Annotated in this window: 13 protein-coding genes; 5 read left to right on the top strand and 8 right to left on the bottom strand. The window is 42.4% G+C overall.

The window, feature by feature from the left end; genetic code table 11:
- Positions 1–45: 45 nt before the first annotated feature.
- Complete coding sequence (locus ABWU87_RS03245) at positions 46–711, bottom strand: DUF4412 domain-containing protein (protein ID WP_353333234.1); 666 nt, start codon at positions 709–711, stop codon at positions 46–48.
- A 260-nt stretch (positions 712–971) separates the two neighbouring features.
- On the bottom strand, positions 972–2207 hold the full coding sequence (locus ABWU87_RS03240; protein ID WP_353333232.1) for an anaerobic sulfatase-maturation protein: 1236 nt from the start codon (positions 2205–2207) through the stop codon (positions 972–974).
- A 347-nt stretch (positions 2208–2554) separates the two neighbouring features.
- Here ABWU87_RS03240 and ABWU87_RS03235 point away from each other — a divergent pair, with 347 nt between their 5' ends.
- Positions 2555–4351: a glycoside hydrolase family 15 protein gene (locus ABWU87_RS03235; RefSeq protein ID WP_353333230.1), complete on the top strand. Its 1797-nt coding sequence runs from the start codon at positions 2555–2557 to the stop codon at positions 4349–4351.
- A 1-nt stretch (position 4352) separates the two neighbouring features.
- Here the strand turns inward: ABWU87_RS03235 and ABWU87_RS03230 are convergent, their stop codons facing one another.
- The 6 genes from ABWU87_RS03230 to ABWU87_RS03205 all read right to left on the bottom strand — a co-directional run bounded on the left by ABWU87_RS03230 (position 4353) and on the right by ABWU87_RS03205 (position 10541).
- The gene (locus ABWU87_RS03230; protein ID WP_353333229.1) at positions 4353–6524 is read right to left on the bottom strand and encodes a bifunctional alpha,alpha-trehalose-phosphate synthase (UDP-forming)/trehalose-phosphatase; all 2172 of its coding nucleotides are present in this window, start codon (positions 6522–6524) and stop codon (positions 4353–4355) included.
- A 250-nt stretch (positions 6525–6774) separates the two neighbouring features.
- Positions 6775–6933: a hypothetical protein gene (locus ABWU87_RS03225; RefSeq protein ID WP_353333227.1), complete on the bottom strand. Its 159-nt coding sequence runs from the start codon at positions 6931–6933 to the stop codon at positions 6775–6777.
- Positions 6934–7030: 97 nt separating this feature from the next.
- Positions 7031–8047 carry a lysylphosphatidylglycerol synthase transmembrane domain-containing protein gene (locus ABWU87_RS03220; RefSeq protein WP_353333226.1) on the bottom strand — a complete coding sequence of 339 codons (1017 nt, stop codon included), beginning with the start codon at positions 8045–8047 and terminating at the stop codon, positions 7031–7033.
- Positions 8032–9210: a glycosyltransferase gene (locus ABWU87_RS03215; RefSeq protein ID WP_353333224.1), complete on the bottom strand. Its 1179-nt coding sequence runs from the start codon at positions 9208–9210 to the stop codon at positions 8032–8034. Before ABWU87_RS03215 ends, ABWU87_RS03220 begins: the two co-directional genes overlap by 16 nt.
- A 91-nt stretch (positions 9211–9301) precedes the next feature.
- Positions 9302–9700, bottom strand: a complete 399-nt coding sequence (locus ABWU87_RS03210) for a DUF1634 domain-containing protein (protein ID WP_353333222.1) — start codon at positions 9698–9700, stop codon at positions 9302–9304.
- 7 nt (positions 9701–9707) lie between these two features.
- On the bottom strand, positions 9708–10541 hold the full coding sequence (locus ABWU87_RS03205; protein ID WP_353333220.1) for a sulfite exporter TauE/SafE family protein: 834 nt from the start codon (positions 10539–10541) through the stop codon (positions 9708–9710).
- 112 nt (positions 10542–10653) lie between these two features.
- Here ABWU87_RS03205 and ABWU87_RS03200 point away from each other — a divergent pair, with 112 nt between their 5' ends.
- The 4 genes from ABWU87_RS03200 (at position 10654) to ABWU87_RS03185 (ending at position 14931) form a co-directional block, all read left to right on the top strand.
- Entirely contained in the window at positions 10654–12003 is a 1350-nt protein-coding gene (locus ABWU87_RS03200) for an MATE family efflux transporter (protein ID WP_353333218.1), read from the top strand.
- A gap of 198 nt (positions 12004–12201) precedes the next feature.
- Positions 12202–12879 carry an OmpA family protein gene (locus ABWU87_RS03195; protein WP_353333216.1) on the top strand — a complete coding sequence of 226 codons (678 nt, stop codon included), beginning with the start codon at positions 12202–12204 and terminating at the stop codon, positions 12877–12879.
- 88 nt (positions 12880–12967) lie between these two features.
- The gene (gene mtgA, locus ABWU87_RS03190; RefSeq protein ID WP_353333214.1) at positions 12968–13663 is read left to right on the top strand and encodes a monofunctional biosynthetic peptidoglycan transglycosylase; all 696 of its coding nucleotides are present in this window, start codon (positions 12968–12970) and stop codon (positions 13661–13663) included.
- Positions 13664–13686: 23 nt separating this feature from the next.
- Positions 13687–14931, top strand: coding sequence for a DUF5103 domain-containing protein (locus ABWU87_RS03185; protein WP_353333212.1), 1245 nt, complete (start codon positions 13687–13689; stop codon positions 14929–14931).
- The last annotated feature ends 441 nt before the right edge of the window (positions 14932–15372 follow it).

Raw genomic sequence — 15372 nt, 5'->3', positions numbered from 1 at the left:
ATAGCAACGCCCCGCTAGTCACTCACATGATGGCGGGGCGTTTTGTTATTTCATCTCTTCCATTTTAATCCCTTCGGGAACCCGGAACTTTTGGGCAGGAGGTGCTTTGGTATCAATTTTGGTAACTTTCATAGAGGTATTGATACCCATGGCTTTACCGTCCATCTTCATCATCATGTTGCCATAAGTGAGATAAACCATGTCCATTTTCAGTTTATCGTTCTTAATCTTCAGTTTTTTGCATTTATAACCCAGGTAATTCTCTTCGCCCAGCTCTTCAATCTTCATTTGCTTCTTGATATCGTCGGTAAGCTTGTTTAAATCGACTCCCAGGTCGTTAATCTTTGTACTCATTTTGTAGTGCTTTCCCTTCTTATCGGTTAAATCAATATCCCAATGCTCATCGCCTTTTACAATATTGATGGTGGAGCTGCCGGTTTTCATTCCCATAACTTCCATCAGCATGGTTGATTCGGTGGTTTGCCAATCGCCCCATTTATCGAAATAAACAGTGGGAGTAGTTTCGAATCCTGCTGCAGTGACCTGCTGATAAATAGTGCCATGCTCAAGAGGAAATTTCTTGTTTGCCGTGATTGTTTTTTCGTTTTGGACTGGTGCGATAGACGCCTCGTCCGCTGGTTTATTTGCCTGTTTGTTTCCGCAGGATATAAAAAGGAAGGAAACCAGCATGAATAAAATCGTTCTTTTCATAATTAATAAGTTTAGGTTTAATGGATTCTTTATATATGATATGCGTTAATTAAATACTGACATAGGTAATCTGTATTTAACATGCTTATTTACTGCGAATTAAAAAAATAACAATATTTAAGATATAATTGTTTCAGAATAAATAGTTAATATGATTCCTGATATTTGAAAAAAAGAAACCGCCTTATGGGATGGTTTCCAAAAGGCGGTTATAACTTGTATTTTATAGTCCGGCAATATATCCGGAATTTATTTCATATCTATCTGATTCCGGTTTCTTTTATCCACTCCATCACATTTGACGGCGGACGCTGGTTCATCAGCTCTTTTTTCATAAAGTCCATATAGGGTGCCACATGCTTAAAGAACTTAAAGTAGCCTTTGCACAGGTAGTTAAGCCCGGGTTCTCCATCGGCGGTAAAGGCGAAACGGTTCTTAGGACACTCACCATTGCAGGCAAATAGGAATTCGCACTCTTTGCACTGTGTGGGCAGGGTTTTTGATTTTGCCTCGCCAAACTTTGTCTGCTTGTCACTGTACATCATCTCAACCAATGTACTTGAATAGAGATTGCCCAGCTTGTATTCGGGGAACACAAAGTGGTCACACGCATACACATCGCCATTATATTCCATTACGCCGGCATGTCCGCAGTTCTTTGCCAAGCTGCATACTCCGGGCTGCTCTCCTACCCAGTTTGCCAGGGTGGAATCGAATATCTGAATAAAGAATTTGCCAACATCTTCGCGCACCCATTCATCGAAAATGGTACAAAGGAAATTTCCCCACTGTTCGGGCGAAATACTAAACTCTGCCAGCTCGGCTTTTTCTTTCTGAACGGGCGAAGAGAGCGAGAGGCCGTCGGCCCGGTCAGAGATGCGTTCTACAATGGGGGTAAACTGGATGTAACGACAATCTATCTCCTTGAAAAAACGATAGAACTCGAGGGGATAATCTGCATTGAAATCATTCACTACCGCCATTGCGTTATATTCCACACCGTGCTTTTTGAGCAGCTCGATGCCTTTCATTACTTTAGCAAAGGAGGGGTGCCCCTGCTTGTTCTTGCGATACTCGTCGTGAAACTCCTGAGGGCCGTCAATGGAGACACCTACCAGGAAGTTGTTTTCTTTGAAAAACTTACACCATTCGTCGGTGAGCAGTGTTCCATTTGTCTGGATGCAGTTGTCTATCGTGCGTCCCTGACCGTACTTTTTCTGCAGTTCGACCGCTTTTTTATAAAAGCTGATGGGACGCATTAACGGTTCGCCGCCGTGCCAGGTAAACAACACCTGAGGCATGGTTTGCGAAAGTATGTACTCTTCCGTGAATTTCTCGAGGAGCTCTTCGCTCAGCACATGATTTTTTGTTTCTTTGTACAGTTTTGACTTTTCGAGATAGTAACAATAATCGCAGGAAAGGTTACAAACCGAGCCAACGGACTTAACCATTACATATAGTGGCCTTGCAAAAGGCATTATGCTTCTTTCACTCATAAAATTATTCAAATAAAATCTTCATAAAACGGGTATGAACATCAGTCAGTTCACGATTGATTCCTAATACCTTTTCTGTAAATGTATTCTAGTGATAAAAGTGCTTCTTTTATCACTTTTGCGCATCATTGTGCTGCAATAAAACTGCCTAAAAATGATGCGTCCCCATATCGGAGCGCAATATTACTAAATTTAGCAGAATAAAGGCTTATTTTCATTGATAAATTCAATTATAAAAAGAGATTCAGAAGTTAATAAAAAGAAAATATTAACATTTAAATCATGATTTTTCTCTGGATTGTTTGTTCTATAAATAAATCTCAATTTTTGAAAATTCGTATTAAGATATGGAACATCTGAATTATGGGGCTGTGGGCAACTGCCGTACAGCGGCGTTAATCTCGAACCAGGGAAGCATAGACTGGTTTTGTTTTCCCGACTTTGACTCACCTTCTGTGTTTGCCAGGCTGCTGGACCGGGAAAAAGGGGGACACCTGGGTATTATTGTGAGCGACCAATATGAAATAACTCAAAGGTACGTAGAGCACACAAACATTTTATTGACCAGTTTCGAATCGGACGAAGGCGGATTTGAAATCTTTGACTTTATGCCACGGTATAAAATAAGCGAGATAAGCGGGCACTACCTGCCACCCGAGCTGTACCGACTGATAAGATATAAATACGGAAAGCCTCATCTCACAGTTGACTACTGCCCTGCCCTGAACTATGCCCGGGAGGAGGTGGACCATAAAAGCGGTCCGCAATACATTAAAACTTATTCGAAGCAGAACTACAAAGACACGATATATCTCTACTCGAGCCTCGATTTTCATAAAATTCTGAATAAAAAGGATTTTGAAATTCAGCAGGACGAATTTATCATGCTCTCTTATAACCAGAAACTGATAATTGTAGATCAGGACAGGGTTGAACTGGAGTTTCAGCGAACCAAGGTTTATTGGCTGAACTGGACCAACAGGTCGAAAAAATATACTCAGTTCAATGAAGAGGTTGAGCGAAGCATACTTGTACTGAAATTAATGTCGTACCACCGCACAGGCGCTGCACTGGCGGCACTGACAACCAGTCTGCCGGAATCAGTTGGCGAGGTACGCAACTGGGATTATCGTTTCTGCTGGTTGAGGGATGCATCCATGTCAATCGAGACTCTGTTAAAGACGGGACATAGGGGAACTGCACAGCGATTTATTAATTTTATCCTCAACATAATCAGATCCAAACATGATACTTTCCAAATTATGTATGGCATACGGGGCGAACGTATCCTAACGGAAGAGGAACTCCCTCATTTAAAGGGATATAAAGACTCGCGGCCGGTAAGGATAGGCAATGATGCGTATCACCAGAAGCAAAACGATTCGTTTGGGTATCTGATGGATGTAATTTACCAATATTACCGCTACTTTCCGGGCACTCTGGATGAGGTTGAGAGTCTTTTCGGGATTGTGAAGAATCTGGCAAGGACGGTAATCGAGGATTGGAGGAATCCCGACAAGGGAATATGGGAAATACGGGGAGAGGAAAAGCATTTTGTATTTTCCAAGGTGATGTGCTGGGTTGCACTGGACAGGGCTGCGAAGATTGCGCTGCTGTACCAAAACGAGCTATATGCCCAAAGATGGCAGAAAGAGGCCGACGTGATAAAAGAGGACATTCTTACCAATGGATGGAAAGAAGAGATTCAGAGTTTTTCGCAGACATATTGCAACAACGATTTGGACTCATCACTTTTACTGATGGAAACATACGATTTTATTGATGCCAATGATGAAAAATACAAGAAAACCGTAGAGGCGGTATATCGCACGCTGAAGTATAAGGGATTGATGTACAGATACATTAATAAGGATGATTTTGGAAAGCCATCATCTGCCTTCACCATCTGCACGTTCTGGATGATACGCTCACTGTACGTAATCGGCAGGGAACAAGAAGCACTGAACATGTTCAACGAGCTGCTTGGGTATGCAAACCATTTAGGGCTATTTAGCGAAGACCTGGATTTTGAGACGAAAGACCAATTGGGCAACTTCCCTCAGGCTTATTCGCATCTGGCAGTAATAAATACCGCCCTGCTGTTTGGCGACGAGATTGAACGTTCGGAATTCATTAAGCCATAGGTTAATTGCCGGTCAGCTTATTAAGGAAAGGAAGCACCTCTGTTTGCGAAAGAAGGCTGAAACGGGCTACTTCGGAGATGTTTCCTACTTTAATTGTGAATGCTTCGGCGGGCAATTCCTTGAAAGTGTCTTCGTCGGTTACGTCATCGCCCATGGCAAGTATGAAATCGAAACAGTTGTTCTGCAGTATTCTACGTGCTTCGGAACCTTTTGTGTAAAGAGGCGATTTTATCTCAACGATTTTATCGCCGCGCATAATCTGCAGGTTTTGTCGAGCACAGGGAGATATCAGGGCGTTGACCAATTGCTGCTCGCGCAATGATGCCAGCCAGGCATCCACATTGCGAAAATGCCACACCAATGCCGTATCTTTTACTTCGAGCCTGGAGTGAGGGGTTTTATCGATGAAGGAGTTTAAAATGGAGAGTATTTCATCGTCCCACTGATCGGTCTGCAAGTTGTTATGCCACCGTCCGTTTTCCTTGTAAAAGGCTCCATGCTCTGCAGCCATATCTATTGGAAGCGAGCTAAACCACTTATCCAACGTTTGATGATCTCGACCACTGCTTATCACAATCTTGTTATTCTGATCCGTACTGAGTTTATCTAACACTTCCATGAGCTGAGCAGAAGGAACCGCATCTTCGGGGTTGCTATTAAAGGCACACAGCGTACCGTCATAATCGAGAATGAGCAACCTCTTTCGGGTATCCTGGTATTTTTTCTGGATATGCTTAAAAGTGCATCCCTCAATCCGTTTTCTTTTTAAGACTTCGTTGAGCGAACGTATTTTGTTCATCTCTTGGATAAAGCCCGCCGCCCACTTGTCTACCGTCTGCGTTGATATATCCTTCTGCATTAGTCGCAACTTATGCATCTGCTCATCTTCCGGCATTTCCATTGCCCGGAGTATTGCCTGCTCAATTTCGCCCACATCATTGGGATTGACGATAATCGATTCTCTTAGCTCGATAGAGGCTCCGGCCATTTCGCTTAGTATCAGCACACCGGGGGCATCTCGCTTTGCGGCGAGATACTCTTTCGCCACCAGGTTCATGCCGTCTCTGAGCGGGGTAACCAGGGCAATATCGGCAATATGATACATGGCTACCAGCTCTTCGAAGTTGAAGCTGTGGTAAAAGTAGTATACCGGTCGCCAGTTTATGGTAGAATACTTCCCGTTTATGGCTCCTATCGTTTCGTCAATCTTTGTCTTTAGTCCGGCATACCGGTCCACCTTTCCTCTTGATGGAACAATTATCATGGCCAGTGAAACTTTCTCTTTGTATTCGGGGTGTTTCTCGAGAAAAAGGTCGAACCCACGGAGACGATGAAGGATTCCTTTGCTGTAATCGAGCCTATCGACAGAAAGAATCAACTTATGGGTGCCATAGCTCTTTTTCAGTTCGACGGCCTTTTGCTGCACTTCACGCTTCAGAATGGCATCGTGGTAAAGAGAGTAGTTAATTCCCATGGGGAAGGCATCGACATACACCATGCGATTATCCAACAACACCTGGTCCAGCTTGAAGCGTAAATCGAGCACCCGTTCGGCTGCACTCACAAAATGCCGCATATAATCGTGGGTATGAAATCCTATTAAATCGGCTCCCAGTAAACCGTTAAGCAGTTCGGCACGTTCGGGCAACACCCGAAACAGTTCGTACGAAGGAAAGGGGATGTGATGAAAGTAGCCGATGCTGATACCCTCAACCGTATGGCGGAGCATCTGTGGCAGGAGCATGAGGTGATAATCCTGCACCCAGACAATATCTCCCGGTTCAATGAGCGGAATAGCCACCTCGCAAAACAGCTTGTTGACCTCTTTATAAGATTCCCAGTATTTATTTTCGTACTCTATGTAAGTAAAGAAGTAGTGGCAAAGCGGCCAAAGCGTACTGTTGCTATAGCCTTCGTAAAAGTTCTGAATTTGATTGGGAGATAAAAATACGGGATGATAATTATGCGGACGAAGATGAGCGATAATAGTCTCTTTTTCGGCATCATTTTCAGCATAAACACCGGGCCAGCCTATCCAATGTTTTTCCATAGGCATCTCTAAAGAGCTCAATCCGGTGGCAACTCCTCCTTCGCTACGAATGAACTCAAAGTTATCCGATTCTGTCTTTACAGCTTTTACGGGAAGTCTGTTCGATATAATAAAAATCTTCATGGTGGTAGGTTGATAAGTGATTTCACAATCATTTTGAAGCAGCACTTAAAAACTTAAACAACTAAACCCAGAACTTAAATGGGAAAAAATAGAGGAATATAAGATTCAAGAAAGGAATTAAAGATTTATTAATAATTGAGGCAATATTACAGGCTGGATTGGCATTTTAAGAATTGAGAAAAAAGATGAGGGTGAAACCATGTTACTGTTCACCCCCAGCAAGACAAATATATAGTAGGTTAGAAAAAAACTATTTCGACACGCAAACAGAATAATAATCGTGATGCATGCGCTGACTGGTTTGATAAAGGGAGTTACCCATGTAGAACAAGAAAGATATTCCAATAACAGCCATCAGGACTCCAATGGCCATAAAACTATTACGCTGAGCAAAAGAATTTTGTTTCATCCTGATATATAATTAAGAATTTATTTTCTGAGCGTAAAGGTAGTCGGAACATATTTCAAATCTTTTACAACCAGATGAAAAAACAAAGAATGTTTTTTTAACCTAGCTTACGCACCCACTGCGGAATAATACATACACCGGCTATGAGATACAGATAATAGGTAATGATGCGCCATAGTAATGCCACAATTACTGCAACACCTGATACAGCAAAAAACTCCGAATAGTATTCCTTGAACATAAATTCGCCCAATCCGCTGCCACCGGGCGTGGGGCTTACCGCCATCAGAATCCAGAGAATCAGCTGGCGCGCAAAGGCTATGAGGTGATTCTCCATCGGGGTAAAGGCCATGAGTAAAGCATTTACAACCAGGTATCGGCAACACCAGGAAAACGCCGTGGCTAGAAAGGATTTGCCCCAGAAAGAAAAGGGCTTGCGGCTAAGTTCGTTCGAGCAACTTTCCAAACTATTGGTAAAACGGGTGACGGACTTCCTCTTAGCACGCAGCATTTTGAGACTGAAAAGAGTGAACAGGAACTTTTTTACCCAATCGGGACGCTTAAACAGGGCAATGAAAAGAAGGAATGTCCAGAAGGCAATAACTCCATTGACCAGAAAAAACAATACCTGAACACTGGTTGATAGCGCGGTTGAACTTCCGAATAAATCCTGAAGTGGAATGATTGAGAAAAACAAGGCACAGGCCAACACAAAGAACAACTCGTCGAGAAAGAGGCAGGAAATTGTGATAGCAGCACTCCTGCCGGCATTAAGCCCTTCTTTATTGAGGAACAGGGCAACCAGACTGCTACCTCCTACCGCCATGGGGGTAACCGCCGACGTAAATTCGCAAAGGATATTCACATTGAATGCCTGAATCCACGACAGTTTTTTTTCGGCCATCACCCGGTAACGCCACATTAATCCCCAATCGCGCCCTAACATCAGAAGAAAAGCCAGAGCAATAAAAAAAATCATTCGACCGCTGAAGGTGAGAGAGGATAATAGCTCTAGGTTTATTTCTTTGTAAAACAACCAGCCTACAACTGCCAATCCAACAATTACGGGGAACAGGACATATCCTGTTTTAAATACTTTCAGATTGCTTGCCATAGAACGTCGGGGTGGTTACAGGATGTTCTCCTCATCAAACACTGGTATCTGTCGCACACTTCATCCACCACGTTTTCCCATGAACGGGCAATGCTGTGAGAGGCTTTATCGCCGGCCATTCTCATCAGAAGCGGTGAAACGGTGAGTTCACGAATCTTCCGGGCATAATCGGCCGTGGAATGAGATGCCAGGAAGCCATTCACCGAATCGGTAACTATTGCCGCCGATGTTGAGCCGGATATCAAAACGGAAGGGGTGTGCAATGCTGCAGCCTCGCGTACAACTAAAGGAGCATTATCATACAATGAAGGAAACAGAAAGAGGTCTGCCGCTGCATAATATCTGCTAAGCTGCTCTCTGTTGGAAACCGTTCCCACAAAAAAAACTTTCGAGGAAAGGTTCAATTCTTCGGTCATCTGCTTTAGTCTGCCTTCGGCATATCCTGAACCTATAAAATACATCTTATACGGAATATATCTAATTATTGCCAAAGACTCCAGCAAAAAGGCCAGATTCTTTTCGAAGATATGCTGACCTACGAACAGGAAAACAAACTCGCCATCGTTCACTCCAAGTTCTTCACGAGCAGTAGCTCGCATTGAGTAGACTGAACCATAATCCGAAAAATCGTTTCCGTTGTCCACCACCTCTACTTTTCCCTTGTAGCCGTACTCACGAAGCGTTTCTTCTACCGAAGCCTGAGGAATCCACACCTCATCGGCTCCTTCATAAAAACGAATTACATCCTTTATCAGATAATCTACTATTTTTTTATTGGGAATGGCACGTTCAAAATCGGCCTTGTATTTTGAATGAAAAGTGGCAACCAGAGGAATATTCTGAGATTTAGCAATTCTCATAGCCAACGCACCCGAAGAGAATGGGCAATGAGCGTGCACCAGCTCGAAGGATATTTGATTTAGCTTGTATTGAAAAGCCAGGTCTACCTGGGGTACTCCGAACCGGTATGGTTTTCGCATTGGAATAGGAAGAGAGGAATAACGGTAAACGGGATACTCCTCATTATCTCTCACATGGGGCGATTTGGGAGTCACCACACATACATTCCCGGTTTTCCTGTTCAGCCAATGAGCATAGTTCTGTGTAGTCAGGGAAACCCCGTCCATTATAGGAGGGAAACAATCATTAAAAAGACCTATCATTGCATTCTGTATTAATTTCTATCTATCAGTATGCAAAGTAAGCCTTGTAATGTTACATCAATTTATGGATTAAGTTACAAATATGTGTAAATTAGATTTTCATACCGGTAAACATACTGAAGAGAATGATGCTTAACACCGCAAAGGTAATTACAACATACATACGGTCTTTCTCTATTGCAAAAGAGAACAGCGAACAGAACACACGCAGTATGGGTGTCATAATGAGCACCACAACTCCCAGCTGCATAATGCCACGAGCATTGAGACTGAAGGTCTTTTCGATGATTCCTGCAATTTGGGTAAGTGTCTCGGGCTGTCCGTGAAACTTATGATAATCGGGGATGCTATCCATGCCGTGAACCGAAAGGTAGATGATGCCTCCTATCAGTGAAATTATACTTGCAGAAACAACTCCCAACCGCAGCAGCTTTCCGATAATTTTCTGAATATCGCGATCGCGGAAATACATTGTTGAAAACTTCTTCATCTTTACACTAGAATTTATGGTGGAAACCATTATACATCATGTTAATGGCAACAATGGAAATTGCCACGCTGAATATGATGCGCAGTACTTTTACATTCATTCGTTGCAGCAACCGAGCTCCTGTGGTGGCTCCGCCCAACACTCCGACTATTACCGGGAAGGCGATACCCGGGTCGATATATCCTCTTTGCAGATATACCACCGCACTGGCTGCCGCAGTGACTCCAATCATAAAGTTACTGGTTGTTGTACTTACCTTGAAAGGAACCCGCATAATAACATCCATTGCCAACACCTTCAGTGCTCCCGAACCGATACCGAGTAAACCGGAAAGCACACCGGCCAGTGTCATTAAAGAAAAGCCGCCGGATACATTGGTGAGCTGATAAGACTTTTGTCCTTCTACAGTAGGATACGAACCATTGAGCTTCAGTCTCTTGGAAGCCGCGCTTCCTACTACTACGGTTTGATCATGCTTCTTGCGTAAAGTCATGGCGGCGGAGAAGATAAGTACTATGCCAAAGATAATAGCAATGGCATTGGTAGGCATGTAGACGGCAATAGCCGCACCGAGCACTGCACCAAGGGTGGTGGCTATCTCTAGAAACATACCCAATCGCATATTGGTTATCCCTTCCCTGACATAGGCACTTGCCGATCCTGACGAGGTTGCTATTGAGGCTACGAGTGCAGCACCAATGGCATAATGTATATCAATATGAAATCCAAGGGTAAGCAACGGGATGATAACTACTCCCCCACCCAGTCCGGTCATGGAGCCTATTAACCCGGCGAAGTATGCCCCCAGAAGAAGAATCAGTGTAAATATAAGAATAGACATAATCTTATTGATTTTTTTCTTTTCAGATTGCAAAGGTAACTCTTTTGACAAAGAGAATACATTAACGTATGGTTTAATTTTCTAAATTTGCAGCTCAAAATAAAGCCAATCCATGCAAGGAATAAAAAAACTCACTGAAGGTCCGATCTTAAAACAGCTGTTCAACCTGGCAACGCCCATTATGGCCACCTCATTTATACAGATGGCGTACAGCCTGATAAATATGGCATGGGTAGGACGGTTGGGAAGTGAAGCTGTAGCTACTATCGGAACCGTGGGTATACTATCGTGGATGTCGGCCTCCATCTCATTGCTGAATAAGGTGGGTTCGGAGATTAGCGTTGGACAGGCAATCGGTGCCAAAGATGAAAGTGCTGCCAAGAAATTCGCCTCGCACAACATCACCATTGCTTTAATCATTTCTATTTGCTGGGGAGCAATGCTCTTTACTTTTGCTCATCCTATTATAGGTATCTATGAACTTAGCGACCGCATCTCGGGAAATGCTGTGGTTTATTTGCGGATTATATCTGCCGCCATGCCTTTTATATTCCTATCGACCGCCTTTACCGGCATTTACAATGCTGCGGGCAGAAGCAAGATTCCATTCTACATAAGCGGAGCTGGACTCATAATGAACATGGTTCTTGACCCTTTTTTCATCTTTGTTCTCGACATGGGTACAACAGGCGCTGCCATTGCCACGTGGATATCTCAGGCATTTGTCTTCAGTCTCTTTGTTTACCAGCTTAAGTACAAGAAAAGTCTGCTGGGTGGCTTCAAGTTTATCACCCGATTGCAGAAAGATGTTTCATTACGGGTTTTTAAACTGGGAGTTCCTGCAGCTACACTTAACACGCTATTTGCCTTTGTAAATATGTTCCTTTGCCGACTGGCATCAGAACAAGGAGGACACATCGGTTTAATGGCGCTGACTACCGGAGGGCAGATTGAGGCGATTACATGGAACACATCGCAAGGTTTTTCGAGTGCCCTTGGTGCTTTTATCTCTCAGAATTATGCTGCCGGAAAGAACGATAGGGTGCTTCGCTCTTATAAGGCGACTTTGTGGATGACATCCGTCTTTGGTTCCTTCTGCTCATTGTTATTCATTTTCTTTGGACCGGAACTCTTTTCTGTATTTGTTCCTGAACATAACGCCATGCTTGCTGGAGGTATATATCTTCGGATTTCGGGGTACTCACAACTGTTTATGATGCTCGAAATAACCACCCAGGGGTTGTTCTACGGCACCGGACGCACTACGCCTCCGGCAATAATCAGTATTACCTGCAACTATTTACGCATTCCGCTTGCCATAGTTCTTACCAACATGGGCATGGGAGTTGTGGGAATATGGTGGGCTATAAGCGGAACAAGCATTGCGAAAGGAATAATTGCTGCTGTATGGTTTGGCATTGTGAAGAAACGAATTCTGAAGAGTTCACCGCTGGATTTTTAGGTTAATTTCAATTTTATATGTTAGTATATCCTATTTCGAGGATTTTTAGCAAACAATAAATGCAAAGAACTGTTTCTTATTTAAGATATGGTGCGTTTTGTATAAGAATAAATTAATAATATATAATTCTTCTTTCAAAAAAAATAGTAAATTTGCACTATATTTCATGGTTGAAAATAAATTAAATAACAGTTTATTATGAAAAAAATCAAATTATTATCAGTTCTACTCAGTTTCTCTCTGGTTTTTGGAGGATGTGGAATGTCAAATACAGCCAAAGGAGGTCTGATTGGCGCAGGTTCAGGTGCAGCCTTGGGTGCTATTGTTGGTCAGATTGCAGGTAAAGGTAAAGGTGCTGTTATTGGTGCTGCCATTGGTACCGCCGTTGGCGCCGGTGCCGGAGTTATCATCGGTAAAAAGATGGATAAAGCTGCCGAGAAGGCAAGAGCTATTAAAGAAGCACAAGTTGAGACAATTACAGATGCTAACGGACTTACTGCTGTAAAAGTAACTTTCGAGGGCGGCATCTTGTTCCCAACAAATTCAAGCACACTGAACTCAACTTCTAAAACAGCTTTAACTAAATTGGCTAAGGTTCTTTCTGACGACCCAACAATTGATATTGCTGTGTATGGACATACAGACAATACTGGTGCTTTAGCATTTAACCAGAAGCTTTCTTACAACCGTGCTAACTCTGTTGCAACTTATTTGAAAGGCAGCGGTGTATCATCCAGCCAGTTTAAATACATAGAAGGTAAAGATTTTCAGCAGCCGGTTGCTAGCAATGATACTGCAGAAGGCAGACAACAAAACCGCCGTGTTGAAGTATACATGTATGCCAGCGAACAAATGATTAAGGACGCAAGCAAATAATAAATAATTCCAATACATAAAATGGATCGTGTAGGCCTTTATTGTGCTTACACGATTTGTTTTATTATACAACATCAATAAATCACCTATGCCTGGGAAAAAAATTCTTCGGATTTTAAGAAATCTTGCAATAGCATTCTTCGGATCGACTATTTTAGTTACGATTATCTATCGATTCGTTCCTGTATACGTCACTCCTTTGATGGTGATAAGGTGCGGACAGCAGATAATAGATGGAGAAGAGGTAACCTTAAAGCACAAATGGGTATCTTTCGATAAAATTTCAAAGCATCTTCCGATGGCGGTTATCGCGTCAGAAGATAACAAATTTGCCACTCATCACGGGTTTGATTTTGAGGCCATTCAGATGGCAGTGGAAGAGAGTGAAAGAGGTAAAAGGTCAAGAGGGGCAAGTACCATCAGTCAGCAAACCGCAAAAAACGTGTTTTTGTGGCCTGAATCGTCCTGGATAAGAAAAGGCTTTGAAGTATACTTCACCGTACTGATTGAAACTTTCTGGTCAAAGGAACGCATCATGGAGGTTTACCTCAATTCCATAGAAATGGGAAAAGGTATTTACGGAGCAGAAGCTGCAGCAAAATATAAGTTTCATACTACAGCCAAGAAATTGTCGAGAGGTCAATGCGCTTTGATAGCTGCAACTTTACCAAATCCTCTCAGATTTGATTCGGCAAATCCATCCAGATACATTCTCAGACGCCAGGCAAAAATTCTGAGGCTGATGCAGTTGGTTCCTAAATTCCCGCCTTCCTCAAAAAGATAAATGGATTTAATGTGAAAGAATCTATGAAAACACAAATGATATTATGTCTGTATGCCCTTCTTTGCCTGTCTGCAAAAGCACAACACAATGAAGTATATTCATCAAAGATTCAGAGCCTGCAGGTAAAAGTGAATGATAACTGGCTGGCTCCTCCGGTTATAAGTCTGAACTCGGACGACATCGTTGAAATATCTTTCGATGAACTATCACACGAATATCACCGTTTTCAGTATGTAATTTCGCATTGCAATGCCGACTGGACCCCTTCGGACCTGAACGAGATTGATTATCTGGAGGGATTCAATAACAGCCCGATTGAGGACTATAAAAATTCGTTGAATACTACAATGTTGTACACTCATTATCGCCTCTCCTTACCCAATGAACAGGTAAAGCTGAAGGTTTCGGGCAACTATGTGGTAACCATATTCGATGATGATGACAGTTCCAAACCAATATGCAAGGCTTATTTCTCTGTTGTGGAAAAGAAGGTGGCGATAGCTGCAAGCGTAAGCAGCAATACCGACATCGATACCAACAAGTCGCATCAGCAGGTATCATTCAAGGTGAATTATAACGGATACACCATCCGTAATCCCCAGAATGAGGTGAAAATAAAGGTGATGCAGAATCTTCGTGAGGATAATTGCGTAACGAATGTGCAGCCATCTTATGTAAGCCCTACGGAGCTAAGGTACGAGTACAACAGAGATTTGATATTTGAAGCTGGAAATGAATACCGCCGTTTTGAAATGGTTAGTATTAGACATGCAGCCAGAGGGATTCAGACTATTCGCTATTTTGCCCCTTATTATCATACGATTCTTTTCCCTGACGAAGTAAGAAACAGAAACTACAGTTTCGATAAAGATCAGAACGGTCGATACTATGTACGTTACGACCTTGGCAATAACAATGATATTGATGCCGACTACATGTTTGTTCATTTTTCGTTTCCCTGGAAAGGCCTATTGCCTGACGGCGATCTTTATCTGCAAGGATCTTTTACAAACGATAACTTCACAGATAATTACCGACTGACATACAATCCGGAAACACAGTCGTTTGAATCAACACAACTCCTGAAACAGGGAGCATACAATTACCAATATCTTTTTGTGCCCACCAAAAGCAACAAAGCCACCGGAGCATTAACAGAAGGAAACTTCTATGAAACAGAAAACGAATATCTCATCCTGATTTATCACCGTCCCTTTGGTGAACGGTATGACAAGCTGATTGGAGTTCAGCCGGTTTATTACAAATAGGAATCATTATTACTAATAAAACAGACTCCTTTCCTGGGAAGAAATCCATTTTTATAAATCATGAAGCTGATTTATATATATCAAATCCAGCCTAGCTACTTTTTCCGGAAATACTTCCAGTAATTTAGTAAATGCACTCAGTTATACAGAAGCTGAAGGGAATACTTCCATTTGCATAATGAAAGAGTTGTCGGCTTAAATTTCAGATGATTCTGTTTGGCCTACCTATACTGCCATTAGTAGAAAAGAAAGAGGTTGTCCTGAATTAAAGTTTTTCTGAAAATTGGCGAGTGAACACTATCTACTCATTTGTAGGATGAACCAAAATACTGGGTATTTGAAAACTGAATTGGATAGAACCCGAAAGTAAAGAGCTGTAAAAGTGGTTGTTCCTGTTTTGGGAACTACTTTTGTATATTACGAAGTCTTAATCTTTAATTA

The organism is Bacteroides sedimenti, assembly GCF_040365225.1.
GTDB classification, from domain to species: Bacteria; Bacteroidota; Bacteroidia; order Bacteroidales; family Bacteroidaceae; genus Bacteroides; species Bacteroides sedimenti.
The sequence above is the reverse complement of the archived record's forward strand: the minus strand, read 5'-3'. Positions and strand labels throughout refer to the sequence as shown.

Coding starts and splice junctions, on each gene's coding strand:
- ABWU87_RS03245 (WP_353333234.1), bottom strand. CDS start 711: ATGAAAAGAACGATTTTATTCATGCTGGTTTCCTTCCTTTTTATATCC.
- ABWU87_RS03240 (WP_353333232.1), bottom strand. CDS start 2,207: ATGAGTGAAAGAAGCATAATGCCTTTTGCAAGGCCACTATATGTAATG.
- ABWU87_RS03235 (WP_353333230.1), top strand. CDS start 2,555: ATGGAACATCTGAATTATGGGGCTGTGGGCAACTGCCGTACAGCGGCG.
- ABWU87_RS03230 (WP_353333229.1), bottom strand. CDS start 6,524: ATGAAGATTTTTATTATATCGAACAGACTTCCCGTAAAAGCTGTAAAG.
- ABWU87_RS03225 (WP_353333227.1), bottom strand. CDS start 6,933: ATGAAACAAAATTCTTTTGCTCAGCGTAATAGTTTTATGGCCATTGGA.
- ABWU87_RS03220 (WP_353333226.1), bottom strand. CDS start 8,047: ATGGCAAGCAATCTGAAAGTATTTAAAACAGGATATGTCCTGTTCCCC.
- ABWU87_RS03215 (WP_353333224.1), bottom strand. CDS start 9,210: ATGATAGGTCTTTTTAATGATTGTTTCCCTCCTATAATGGACGGGGTT.
- ABWU87_RS03210 (WP_353333222.1), bottom strand. CDS start 9,700: ATGAAGAAGTTTTCAACAATGTATTTCCGCGATCGCGATATTCAGAAA.
- ABWU87_RS03205 (WP_353333220.1), bottom strand. CDS start 10,541: ATGTCTATTCTTATATTTACACTGATTCTTCTTCTGGGGGCATACTTC.
- ABWU87_RS03200 (WP_353333218.1), top strand. CDS start 10,654: ATGCAAGGAATAAAAAAACTCACTGAAGGTCCGATCTTAAAACAGCTG.
- ABWU87_RS03195 (WP_353333216.1), top strand. CDS start 12,202: ATGAAAAAAATCAAATTATTATCAGTTCTACTCAGTTTCTCTCTGGTT.
- mtgA (WP_353333214.1), top strand. CDS start 12,968: ATGCCTGGGAAAAAAATTCTTCGGATTTTAAGAAATCTTGCAATAGCA.
- ABWU87_RS03185 (WP_353333212.1), top strand. CDS start 13,687: ATGAAAACACAAATGATATTATGTCTGTATGCCCTTCTTTGCCTGTCT.